Below are 11,864 nucleotides of genomic sequence, written 5' to 3'. Positions count from 1 at the left end.
GACGATGAGCGACCTCGCCAAGCTCACATTCGCCTATCTCGCGCTGCTCGCCTTGCTGGCGCTTACCGTCGGCTCTTCGTTTGTCGACCTCGGTGGGTTCAATTCCGCGATCAACCTTGCCGCGGCGGCTGCCAAGACAGTGGTGATCGCGCTGCTGTTCATGCATCTGGCGGGCGAGGGCATCCTCCCCAGGCTCGCGGTCGCGGCGGTGGGCCTGTGGCTGGCCATTCTCTTTGGCCTGACCCTGATCGGGCAATAGCCTGCGGGGCCCTAGTGTGGCGCGCGTCATCAACGGTCACGCGGATTGCCCAAGGCTGGATCGCGGCGCCTCGTGTAGCCGTCGACGCGGGGCAAGCCGTCGGCCATGTCGATGAATGGCAGGCGCATATCCCAATAGGCCTGTGCCTGTGGCGGAAACCGCTCCGGCGCGTCCATGAAGCCGATCGAGACATAGAGTTCGTCACGCAGGCCTTCGTCGGCATAGAAGATGGAGGTACCGCAATCGGCGCAGAAGGAGCGGACGACTCCCTTCGTCTTCGAAAAGGTCTTAGGCTTCCCGGCGGTCAGCTTGACCTGGCGCGGACGATAGCCGATCCAGATGGTCATCGGTCCGCCGATCGCCCGCCGGCAATCGTCGTCGTGATCGAAGCAGATCCAGAAGGGCTCTCCTTCCATCACCGCCGTGACGGCACCGCAGAAACAATGTCCGCGCTCGATGCGAGCCATGTTGCTGGCCGTTGTCAGAGACTGTCGGTCGTCAGGACGGCGCTTCCGCTGCGGTCGAGCATGAATTTCTCCGAAGCTGTTGGGGATCTGATCCTGCGGGGTCAACGCAGCGCCGCCAAATTGGTTTCCGGCCATAGGAGCGGCGGCGGATTCAAATCTGCGCTTCCGGCCTAGCCGCTGGAACCTGCCGGTCGAAACCAGGTTATGACTGTGCCAAAGGAGGACCGGCCATGACTGGAAGCGAAAATCGCCGCGAGACTGGTGCGACCAAATATCCGGCCAGGAGCGACGGCGATCCCGCCGATTCATTCTCCCAGGACGCCGCAGGCAACAAGCCGCCGGCGTCCGGGCAAGGCCTGACGCGCCCTTCAGGCGAGGTGAATGAGAAAACGCATCAGTCCGAGGGGCAGAATCCATCCCGGCGGGCGACCCCAGACCAGCCGTCCAGAAAAGGCGCCGGCTCAGCCACTTCCGAGCACTCCAAAGACGGCCAAGTGCCGCCCGCAGGCCGGGAGCCTGATGCGTTCGACAAGGAATGAACGATTCACAATTGACAAGCCGGCGGTGCTTGTGGATTAGTGAGAACGTTCTCAGAGAACGTTCTCACCGCTGCGGCGGACTTGCCTTTTGGGAGGAGGTATGGGTACCGACGAGATCCGGCTGGCTGTTCGCATCGCGAACATTGCAAAATCCTAGGGACCGACAGTCGCACTCGATTCCGTCTCCATTGATCTGCGGCCAGGCGAAGTCCATGCGCTGTTGGGCGAGAACGGCGCCGGCAAATCGACGCTCGTAAAAATCCTCAGCGGCGTCGTGACGCCTGACGGCGGATCCATGTCGATCTTCGGCAAGCCTTATGCGCCGCATGGCATCATCGATGCGCGGGCGCAGGGCGTGGCGACGGCCTTTCAGGAACTCAGCCTGCTGCCGAATCTCAGCATCGCCGAGAATCTCGTGCTGCCGAAAATGCCGAAGGGCAAGCTAGGTCTCGTCTCGCGCCGCACCGCCACGGCATCAGCTGGCAAGGTTCTTAACGACTACGCTCTCTCCCACTTTGATCCTGACACGCCCGTCGGTGTGCTTTCGCTTTCGGATCGTCAGCGGCTTGAGATCGTGCGCGCCTTCACCCATGCCTCGAAGCTCTTGATCCTCGATGAGCCGACGGCCGCGCTGGCGGACGTCGAATGGCTGTTTGAGCTCGTGCGCCGGCAGAAGAACCTGCAGACCGCCATCCTCTACATTTCCCACCGCCTCGGCGAGGTGCGCACCCTGTGTTCGCGCGCCACCATCCTGCGCAATGGCCGCAGCATCGGCACCGTCGAGTTGTCCGGCGCTTCGGACGAGAACATTTTCGAGATGATGGTCGGCCGAAGCGCGCGTGAGACGACCGCCTCGCAGCCTTTGGTCGCCGACAGCGCGCCCGTCGCGCTCAGCGTTCGGGGCCTCTCCGGCGGCATTTTGCGCGACGTGTCGTTTGATGTCAGGCGAGGTGAGATCGTCGGCATCGCCGCGCTCGAGGGGCAGGGCCAACGCGACCTGTTCAGGACGATGATCGGCCTCTCCAAGGCGAAAAGCGGCGGCATCGAGATCGACGGCGTGCCCGCCCAGATCGCCAGCCCGGGCGCCGCGCTCCATTTCGGCAACGGCCTTGCCTACCTGCCGGAGGACCGCAAGTCGGAAGGGATTTTCGCCGGCCTCAGCACCGCCAGCAACATGGTGTTGCCTATCATTTCGCGTATCGCGCAGGGTGGCGTCGTCTGGCCGGCCAGCGAGCGTCGCATTGCGAAAAAAACCGCTGAGGCGGTCGAACTGCAGGAGCGCTATCTGCAGTTCAAGATCGACGAGCTTTCCGGTGGCAACCAGCAGAAGGCGCTTCTGGCGCGCGTCATGATGACGGGTGCGCGCACTCTACTGCTTTTCGATCCGACGCGTGGAGTCGATGTCGGAACCAAGCAGTCGATCTACGAGGCGATCCGGAAGTTCGCTGCCGATGGCGGCTCGGTGCTCTTTTACTCGTCCGAACTGCCGGAACTCGTCCATCTCGCGCATCGCTGCATGGTGCTCTATGGCGGCCGCGTCTTCGCCGAATATCAGGGCGATGCCATCGATGAGCCGACTATCGTCGGCGCGCTGATCGGCCACGCTGCGGGCGCGGTGAATGGAGTGGCCGCATGACCGCGGTCCAGGCAAATCCCGCGCCCCGCCGCTCCGCGTTATGGAGGGCTGTCATCAGCGGCACCGGCATCGTGGCGATGATCTATGTCCTGCTTTATGCGCTCTACGCGTTCTGGCAACCGGATGCGCTTTCGGTCTACACCTTCACCGACCTCGTCAACAACTCGACGCCATTGGCGCTCGCGGCAGCGGGCGAGACGCTGGTCGTCATCAGCCGCGGCTTCGATTTGTCCGTCGCAGGCGTCGTCTCGCTGACCAATGTGCTGATGGCGGTCTATCCGTTCGATGGCCCGGGCGGTGCCCTGGCCAGCCTTCTGATGTGCTGCGCGATCGGCGGTGCCGTCGGCGCAGTCAACGGCATTCTCGTGGCCAGGCTTGGGCTGCAGACCATCGCGGCGACGCTCGGCACGATGATCGTCTGCCAAGGGCTTGCGCTGGTTATCCTGGACGCGCCTGGCGGTATGGTTGCCGACTTCATCACCTACACGCTGACCGACACCCTGTTCGGTATCATCCCGATCGCCGGGCTGTTTCTGGTTGCCGCCATCGCGCTTTGGCTTGCCTTCCGGCGGACCAATACCGGGATCGGCCTCTATGCGATCGGCGCCGACGAGCAGTCGGCTCGCTTCTCCGGCGTGCCCGTGGCAGGGGTACGCATCACGGCCTTTGTCGGCGCCGGCATTCTCTACGGCGTCGCCGGCTTCATGCTGAGCGCCCAGACGACGACAGGAAATCCGACAGCCGGCACGCCATTCCTGATGCTCACCTTTGCCGCGGTGGCGCTCGGCGGCACGCCGTTGAGCGGCGGCCGGGGCAGTCTCGTTGGCTCGATCCTGGGCGCCGGTACGCTGATGCTTTTGCAGAAGGTGCTTTTCTCGGGTGGGGTCTCGTCCTTCTACACCGGCATATTCCAAGGTTTCGTGCTGGTGCTTGCGATCGTGTTCGGCGGCGCCGTGGCGCGCCTGCTCAAGAAGGAAGAGATCCGGTGAACGCGCATAAGGACGTTGCGACGCGTTTCGAGGCCAACTCCGACCGGCGTGGCAGGCAAAGGCTCGACCGGGAGGTGGTCAATACGCTTGTCGTGTTTGGGCTGAGTATCGTGCTTGTGGTGTGCTCGCGCTTCATCAGTCCGGCGCTGGGTTCCTGGGATCAGGTGCTGACGGTTCTCATCCTCGCGTCCTTCCTGATCGTCTTGTCGTTTGGGCAAGGGCTCGTCATCCTGATCGGTGGGCTCGACCTATCGGTCCCCGCCCTCATCACGCTCGGCGGCGTGTTGACGACGACGTGGATTGGTAGCGGCGATGCCGGCATCTGGTACATGCTGCCGGCCATTCTGGTCATTTGCGCGCTGGTCGGCACGATCAGCGGACTGGGAATTGTCTGGCTGAAGGTTCCTCCCTTCATCATGACCATGGCGACCTCGATCGTCGTGGCATCGGTGGCGCTGGGCTACACCAGCGGGACGCCGCGCGGCGGTTCTCCGTCCGCCTTGCTGTGGCTGATGAAGGAATGGTTCCTCGGCGTGCCGCTGGTCATCTACTTCACCGTCGCTTTCATCCTGTTCGGCTGGTTCTTGCAGAATTTCACTGCGCTCGGCCGCCGGCTCTACGCCCTTGGCACCAACAGGAACGCCGCTCTCATCGCCGGCGTCGCTGTCAATCGGCTCGAGCTCGTCCCCTATGCGATCAGTGCCGCTTGCGCAGGCTTCGTCGGCATGATGCTGGTGGGCTATTCGAACGGGGCGACGCTGAGGATGGGCGACAGCTACATGCTGCCTTCCATCGCTGCCGTCGTGGTCGGCGGCTCCTCGATCCTCGGCGGCAGCGGAACTTTCATCGGGACGGTCGGCGGCGCAATTCTTCTGACGACGCTTGGCACCGTTATCTCCGCTATCGGCCTCAACGAAGGATGGCGCACCGTCATAGAGGGCGCAATCATTGTCGCCGCCCTGCTGGTGCTGCGCGGCGAATTCCTAGCCGATCTCGGAAATCGAATGCTGACGCGGAGGAAGTGACCATGCCTGTGCGTGAAATGGGTTTTGTCCAATTGTGAGAACGTTCTCACAAGCTCTGGTCCGGCACCTGCAAGGGCCAAATTCCAACGGGAGGTTGATCGAAATGAGGCTGTTAAAAAGACTGGGACTGGCCGCGTCGCTGACGCTTGCCACCGCCATAGGCGTTGGGGCGGTTGTCGACCATGCCCAAGCGCAGGACAAGAAGTTCAAGATATATCTGTCGCTGAGCTACAGTGGCAATTCGTGGCAGTCGGAGGCCGCGAACATCGTCAAGGCGTTGGCGCAGACGCCGCCCTACGACAAGACGGTGGAGCTGAAGGAAGTCATCTCGGGAACCGACCCCCAGGCTCAGATCTCGGCCTATGAAAGCATGATACAGGCTGGCGCCGACGGCATCATCAGCTTCCCGATTTCGTCGACGGCGCTGAACCGCACGGTCCATCGCGGCTGCCAGAAGGGCGTGCTCTTCTTCATGTACGACGCCACGGTGACCGAGCCTTGCGCCTACAATGTCAGCTATATCACCGCAGGCTTCGGCGAGAACACCGCCCAGGCCTTGGTCAACATCCTGGGAGGCAAGGGCAAGATCTTCCTGAGCCGTGGCGTCCCGGGCAACTCGGTGGATAAGCGCCACACCGACGGCGCGATGCACATTTTCAACCAGTATCCCGGCATCAAGGTCGTCGCGGAATACTACTCCTACTGGGATGACCGCACCACGCAGCAGGAGACAGCCAAGGCTCTCGCGGCGCATCCCGACGTCGACGGCATCTGGGCTCAGGCAGGCGAATATGGCGCCGTACAAGCGCTACTCGACAAGGGCAACAAACTGGTTCCGATGACCGGCGAGAACTCGGACGGTTTTCGTCTCGGACTGGCAGACCCGAAGATGCAAGGCATGGGTCTCAAGGGTGTATCCGCCGGTTCGCCGCCCGCTACGTCAGGCTATGCCTTCAAGCTGATGATGGAGATCCTGACCAAGAAGCGCGACCTGAAACCGATGAACATCGAGTACCCGTTGCCTTGGGTGCCAGCGGATCAAGTCAAGCCTTGCAAGGGCGATACCTTCGCCGACGGGTGCAACGTTTTCCCGTCCGACAAGGTTCCGAGTTCCTTCGTCACCGAGGTCTTCAATCCCGATTTGCTGCCGGAACTGTCGCTGCAGTCGGCGCTCGAGGGCAAGCCAACACCAGGAGCGACCATTCAGGTATTGCCCGCGGACGTGAAGCAGGCGCCCGATGCCCCTGGCATCAACTGCTCATCGTGCAAGGCTCCGGCCGACGAATACAAGCTCACCAAGATCGAGCCGACGGTAAAACCCTGACGATCAGCAATGCAACAGGTGGACGGCATCCTGCCGCCCACCTGACTCAACATAAGGATGAGAATATGCTGACTTTTCTGAAACGGGGCAGGGATCCCGAAGCTGTCGCCCAGAGCGATGCGGCCGTCCGGACGACCGTCGAGACGATCCTTGCCGACATAGAAAAGCGAGGCGATACCGCTGTCCGGGAGTTGTCGGAGCGTTTCGACAAATGGTCGCCGCCAAGCTTCCGGCTCAGCGATAGCGAGATCGAGCAGGCGATGTCCAAGGTGTCGGCAAGCGACATCGAGGATATTCGCTTCGCACAGGCCCAGGTTCGTAATTTCGCCGAGAAGCAGCGCGCCTGCCTCCAGGACCTCGAAGTGGAAACGCTTCCCGGCGTTGTTCTCGGCCACAAGAACATTCCCGTGGAAACAGTCGGCTGCTACGTGCCAGGCGGGAAATATCCGATGGTCGCCTCCGCGCATATGAGCGTGGTGACGGCCAAGGTCGCCGGCGTGAAGAAGATCATCGCCTGTGCGCCGCCATTCCAGGGCGGTCCGCATCCGGCTATCGTGGCCGCAATGCACATGGCCGGCGCGGACGAAATCTACGTTCTGGGCGGTGTGCAGGCCGTCGGCGCCATGGCGCTCGGAACCGAAACCATCGGGCGCGTCGACATGCTCGTCGGTCCTGGCAATGCCTTCGTCGCTGAAGCCAAGCGGCAATTGTACGGCCGCATCGGCATCGACCTGTTCGCCGGCCCGACCGAGACGCTGGTCATTGCCGACGACAGTGTCGACGGCGAGATCTGCGCGACCGATTTGCTCGGCCAGGCCGAGCACGGTCCGACCAGTCCCGCCGTGCTTTTGACAAACTCGGAGAAGCTCGCGCGCGACACCCTGACCGAGATCGAGCGGCAGCTGAAGGTCCTGCCGACCGCCGAGATCGCCGGCAAGGCATGGGCGGACTATGGCGAAGTGATCGTCTGCGCTTCCTATGAGGAAATGGTCGCGGAGGCCGACCGGATCGCATCCGAGCACGTCCAGGTCATGACGCGCGATCCGGACTACTTCCTCGACAACATGCGCAATTACGGCGCTCTGTTTTTGGGACCGCGCACGAATGTTGCCTATGGCGACAAGGTCATCGGCACCAACCATACGCTGCCGACCAAGAAGGCGGCTCGTTACACAGGCGGTTTGTGGGTTGGCAAGTTCATCAAGACCTGCACCTATCAGCGCGTCCTGACCGACGAAGCGAGCGCCATGGTAGGCGAGTACTGTTCGCGCCTGTGTGTCCTCGAGGGATTCTATGGGCATGCCGAGCAGGCGAACATCCGGGTCCGCCGCTATGGAGGTCGCAACCAGGCCTAAGCCAGCGCGCCAACGGAGTTTTCATGTCGATCATCGCCCGCAACAAGAACAGCAAGCCCCGCCTGACCGTGAAGGATCTGGCGCGCGATCTCGGCATGTCTGTTTCGACCGTATCCAGGGCCTTTCACGCCGATGCCGTGATCGCCAAGAATACGCGGGACCTGGTGCTGAACCGTGCGAGGGAGATCGGCTATTCGCCGAACCCTTTCGCGCGCAGCCTCATCACCAAGAAGACGCGTATCGTGGGTATCGTCGTCGCGGACATCAAGAACCCGTTCTATCCGGAAGTGCTGACGCGGCTGACCACCGCCCTTCGTGCCATCGACATGAACGTGATGCTCGTCGCCGCCGACCAGTCGGGAGACGTCGACCAGGCGCTACGCCTGCTGCTCAACTACCAGCCAGATCTTGCCATCATCCTGGCGGCCACCCTGTCTTCGGCGGCCGCGCAGGAATGCCGTAGGGCCGGCACTCCGGTGATCTTTTTCAACCGACTCTCGGCCGACGACCACGCGTTCGGCATTTCCTGCGACAATATACTCGGCGGCCGCAGCATCGCCGACTATCTCGTCGATACCGGCCACCGGCGCCTGGCCTACATCGCCGCCTTGCCCGATGCCTCCACCAATGTCGCACGCCACAGGGGCTTCAGCGAACGCGCCGTCGAGCGTGGCCTCGCCGCGCCGATAGTTATTGAGGCAGGCCAGTTCAGCTATCACGCCGGCTACGAAGCGGCGCGCAAGCTGCGTGACCTGAAAGAGGTTCCCGACGGTGTCTTTTGCGCCAACGACATTCTCGCCATTGGCTTTCTCGACGGCGTGCGGCGAGAGCTGGCGCTCGGCGTGCCGGACGACATTTCGATCGTCGGCTTCGACGATATCGAGATGGCCCACTGGCCTTCGCACGGGCTGACGACCGTCCGGCAGCCCATTGACCAGATGCTCGAGGCCACGGTCAGCCTGGCGAAGGAATTGAGCACGAATTCCGGCCGGGAGCCGATCGTTCAACTAATCCCGCCCGGCGCGGTGATCGAGCGCGCGACGACGCGAAAAAGGCACCATGGCTGATATCCCGGGAAAGCGCTTCTTCGAGCGGGCGGTAAGCGTCCACCGCTATGACTGCGAGGTCGTCGCGGCGCCCCATGTCTCCGTCACCGGAAGCGAGGAACCCGTCGCCACCGTCAACGATGCCGCGTTGGCCGACGAAGCCATCGTCCGCTACGTCGTGGCAACCCGCCCCGTCTACGAACGCCTGCGCCGGCTGATCGGCCAACTCGCTGGCCTGCTGGTCCTGGCTCAGGCCGGCGGACGCCGCGACGTGCTCGATCTGCCTGACATTCCGGTGGCCCGCGAACGGTGGACGGAGGTGGAGCAGCGGCTGGGCGCCTTGCACGCGCCGCATGGGCTCGAAAGCCATTGCGCGCGTCTGGGGGCCGCCCATGCAATGCTGGGCGAGGTCCTGGACGATTTCGGTTCGGCCCGACTGCGGCGCGACTGGCAGCAGGAGCTCGACCGGGCCGGGGAGAGGATCAAACGCGCCTACGCCGGGCTGCAGGCGGCGTCGGAACCGCGGGCCGGTATGACGCCGGTCGATTTCAATCACGCCTGCTGCAGCTGTGCGCAGCGTTGGCGACAACAGGGAGGAAGCAATGAGCCAATATTCGATCTGGGTGCTTGAGTACAGCTATGTCAGCAACTACCACAAGAGCGGCGTGCTCTACGGCGCCCACAACCAGGGCTACGTGAAACTTCCCTACTGCTACGCGCTGATCAAGGGCAACGGTCGCGTTGCCATGGTCGATGTCGGCTACAACAACAAGGACTACGGCAAGCATCTCGCCGACAAATTTGGCGTCGAGAACTGGCACTCGCCCGACGCCGTTCTTGGCGAAATCGGCCTCTCGCCCAAGAACGTCGACACAGTTTTCGTCACGCACGCGCATTTCGACCATTTCGGCAATGTCGAGGACTTCCCGAATGCGACCTTCTACATCCAGGAGAGGGAGATCGCGAAGTGGGTCTGGGCGATGTCGCTGCCGGACCGCATGCGCTGGATGAACGTAGCCGTCGACCCCGGCGACATCGTGCGCGGCGTCGATCTGGCCCGTCAGAAGCGGTTGGTGACGATCGACGGATCGAAACAGGACGTCCTGCCCGACATCGATCTCCATGCCGCTTTTGACAGCCATACCTACGGGTCGATGTGGGTCACCGTGCGCAACGGCAAGGACGACACCTGGGTGCTGGCTGGCGATCTGGTCTACGTCTTCGACAACATCGAGGGCTCGGGAGCTGCCGTCGATATCGAGACGCTCTACGTTCCGGTGGGGCTTGCGGTCGGCAGCCAGACCAATCTCGTTCTCGCTACCGAGGAGATGATGAAGCAGGTGGGCCACGAGGCACGGCGGGTCATTCCCATCCACGAAGAGCGGTTGAAGGACCGGTTCCCATCCCGCATCACTCAGGATGGCCTGCGGATCACCGAAATTTGCCTCGCGGACGGCGAGACGTCGCGGGTGCAATGATGGATGCAATCCGCAAAGTCGCCATTGTCGGTGCCGGACTGGTCGGCCGTGGCTGGGCGATCGTCTTCGCCCGGGCCGGCCATGATGTGACCATCTATGACGGCAGCGCCGACATCCGCGCCGCGGTGCTCGACAAGATCCGGGCTAGTCTTGCCGATATGCAAGAGGCCGGGCTGGTAGATGCCGTCGATGCAGTCATGCGGCGGCTGAACGTTGTCGATACGCTGGAGGGTGCGGTAGCGGATGCCGACTACATCCAGGAGTCGGTGCTGGAAGTGCGCGACATCAAGGAGGCGGTCTGTCTGGAGATTGACCGGGCGATGCGGCCCGACGCGGTCGTAGGCAGCTCCAGCTCCGGCATTCCGGCCTCGGCCTTCGCTGGGTCCTGTGCCAACCGCCGGCGTTTTCTTGTCGCTCATCCCGTCAATCCACCGCATTTGATCCCGTTGGTGGAACTGGTCCCGGCGCCCTGGACCGACGCGGAGGCCGTTGCGTGGCTGCGGGTGCAGATGCAGGCCGTGGGGCAGGCTGCCGTCACCGTGCGCAAGGAAGTCGAAGGGTTCGTCCTCAACCGGCTTCAGGGGGCATTGCTGAACGAAGCCTGGGCCCTGCTCGAGGAGGGCGTGGCAAGTGCCGCCGATATCGACCTTACGGTGTCGCATGGGCTCGGCTACCGGTGGTCCTTCATGGGGCCTTTCGAGACGATCGATCTGAATGCGCCCGGCGGGATCGCGGACTACGCGAGACGTCTGGGACCGCTCTACCATTCGATCGCCCTCGCCAGGCGCGATCCGGCCCCCTGGTCGGAAGGGCTGGTTGCCAAGGCCGAGGAAGCGCGCCGCGAAAAGTTGTCAGCATCCCAACTCGCCGAACGCAGCGCCTGGCGCGACCGCAATCTAATGGCGCTGGCCGCCCATAAGCGAAGCACCGGGGTTTGACACTCAGGAGACGGCCATGACAGCCACACTCACAGGCAAGGTTGCCCTGGTCACTGGAGCAACCGGCGGCATCGGCGCGCGGATCGTTTCCAGGCTTGCTGCGGAAGGGGCTTCGGTTGTCATCGGCTACAACCGTTCGCGGCAGGCGGCCGACGATCTGGTTTCGTCATTGGCGTACGGCGATCACTTCGTCGCCGAGGCGACCGTGACGGACAGCGATTGCCTCGCGCGCCTCGCTGGTCAGATCGAGAAAAGCTTTGGCCGGCTGGATGTCCTGGTCAATTGCGCCGGGACAACCCGCTTCGTGCCACATCCGGACCTCGACAGCCTGGACGATGAATTGATCGACCGCATCTTCAGCGTCAACGTGCGCGGTGTGATTGCTGCGACGCGGGCCATGCGGCCGCTGCTCGACCGCACCGGCAGCGGGGTTGTTGTCAACATCTCGTCGATCGCAGGGGTCACCGCCATGGGCAGCAACGTCGCCTATTGTGCGTCGAAAGCCGCTGTCGATAATCTGACCAAGTCGCTGGCGCGTGCCCTAGCCCCGAGAATCAGGGTCGTTTCGGTCTCGCCCGGCGTGGTCGACACCGACTTCATCAAGGGCCGTGACGAATCCTGGCGGGACGAACAGGCAAACCGAACGCCGCTGGGGCGGCTGGGCACGCCCGACGATGTCGCCGAGGCGGTTTTGGCGGCTGCGACCCATCTCCGTTTCGTGACCGGCGTTATCATCCCGGTCGACGGTGGTCGGCCCCTGGCCTAGAGCCCGGGACGGATCAGATCGAACGGACTTCCTTTCGCCATC

12 protein-coding genes and 1 pseudogene are annotated in these 11,864 nt (G+C 63.1%); 12 read left to right on the top strand and 1 reads right to left on the bottom strand.

Annotation, left to right across the window (positions count from 1 at the left end):
* Positions 1-4: 4 nt before the first annotated feature.
* Positions 5-259: a cytochrome C oxidase subunit IV family protein gene (locus tag ACIU1A_RS21975; RefSeq protein WP_140522223.1), complete on the top strand. Its 255-nt coding sequence runs from the start codon at positions 5-7 to the stop codon at positions 257-259.
* 29 nt (positions 260-288) lie between these two features.
* On the opposite strand, the gene ACIU1A_RS21970 is transcribed toward ACIU1A_RS21975, so the two are convergent.
* Positions 289-726, bottom strand: coding sequence for a GFA family protein (locus tag ACIU1A_RS21970; RefSeq protein ID WP_404925270.1), 438 nt, complete (start codon positions 724-726; stop codon positions 289-291).
* Between the two features lie 723 nt (positions 727-1,449).
* Between ACIU1A_RS21970 and ACIU1A_RS21965 the strand changes: the two are divergent.
* From ACIU1A_RS21965 to ACIU1A_RS21915, 11 genes and pseudogenes are all read left to right on the top strand, one after another.
* Positions 1,450-1,881, top strand: a pseudogene (locus tag ACIU1A_RS21965) (ATP-binding cassette domain-containing protein); the annotation flags it as partial.
* Positions 1,882-2,082: 201 nt separating this feature from the next.
* Entirely contained in the window at positions 2,083-2,901 is an 819-nt protein-coding gene (locus tag ACIU1A_RS21960; RefSeq protein ID WP_404927992.1) for an ATP-binding cassette domain-containing protein, read from the top strand.
* Positions 2,898-3,890 (top strand): ABC transporter permease, encoded by a 993-nt coding sequence (locus ACIU1A_RS21955; RefSeq protein ID WP_404925269.1) that lies wholly within the window; start codon positions 2,898-2,900, stop codon positions 3,888-3,890. Before ACIU1A_RS21960 ends, ACIU1A_RS21955 begins: the two co-directional genes overlap by 4 nt.
* Positions 3,887-4,915, top strand: coding sequence for an ABC transporter permease (locus tag ACIU1A_RS21950; RefSeq protein ID WP_181169642.1), 1,029 nt, complete (start codon positions 3,887-3,889; stop codon positions 4,913-4,915). Before ACIU1A_RS21955 ends, ACIU1A_RS21950 begins: the two co-directional genes overlap by 4 nt.
* Before the next feature lie 103 nt (positions 4,916-5,018).
* Complete coding sequence (locus ACIU1A_RS21945; protein ID WP_404925268.1) at positions 5,019-6,239, top strand: sugar ABC transporter substrate-binding protein; 1,221 nt, start codon at positions 5,019-5,021, stop codon at positions 6,237-6,239.
* A 65-nt stretch (positions 6,240-6,304) separates the two neighbouring features.
* The gene (gene hisD / locus ACIU1A_RS21940) at positions 6,305-7,594 is read left to right on the top strand and encodes a histidinol dehydrogenase (RefSeq protein ID WP_404925267.1); all 1,290 of its coding nucleotides are present in this window, start codon (positions 6,305-6,307) and stop codon (positions 7,592-7,594) included.
* Positions 7,595-7,617: 23 nt separating this feature from the next.
* A complete protein-coding gene (locus tag ACIU1A_RS21935) occupies positions 7,618-8,661 on the top strand; it encodes a LacI family DNA-binding transcriptional regulator (RefSeq protein ID WP_140496117.1) in 1,044 nt (347 codons plus the stop codon).
* Positions 8,654-9,271, top strand: a complete 618-nt coding sequence (locus tag ACIU1A_RS21930) for a hypothetical protein (RefSeq protein WP_404925266.1) — start codon at positions 8,654-8,656, stop codon at positions 9,269-9,271. Before ACIU1A_RS21935 ends, ACIU1A_RS21930 begins: the two co-directional genes overlap by 8 nt.
* Complete coding sequence (locus ACIU1A_RS21925; RefSeq protein WP_140760011.1) at positions 9,243-10,118, top strand: N-acyl homoserine lactonase family protein; 876 nt, start codon at positions 9,243-9,245, stop codon at positions 10,116-10,118. Before ACIU1A_RS21930 ends, ACIU1A_RS21925 begins: the two co-directional genes overlap by 29 nt.
* Positions 10,115-11,056 (top strand): 3-hydroxyacyl-CoA dehydrogenase, encoded by a 942-nt coding sequence (locus tag ACIU1A_RS21920; RefSeq protein WP_404925265.1) that lies wholly within the window; start codon positions 10,115-10,117, stop codon positions 11,054-11,056. Before ACIU1A_RS21925 ends, ACIU1A_RS21920 begins: the two co-directional genes overlap by 4 nt.
* A 16-nt stretch (positions 11,057-11,072) precedes the next feature.
* Positions 11,073-11,822 (top strand): SDR family NAD(P)-dependent oxidoreductase, encoded by a 750-nt coding sequence (locus ACIU1A_RS21915; protein WP_140496113.1) that lies wholly within the window; start codon positions 11,073-11,075, stop codon positions 11,820-11,822.
* Positions 11,823-11,864 lie beyond the last annotated feature (42 nt).

Source organism: Mesorhizobium maamorense (genome assembly GCF_044998965.1).
GTDB lineage: Bacteria > Pseudomonadota > Alphaproteobacteria > Rhizobiales > Rhizobiaceae > Mesorhizobium.
This window is presented reverse-complemented; position numbering and strand designations above follow the sequence as displayed.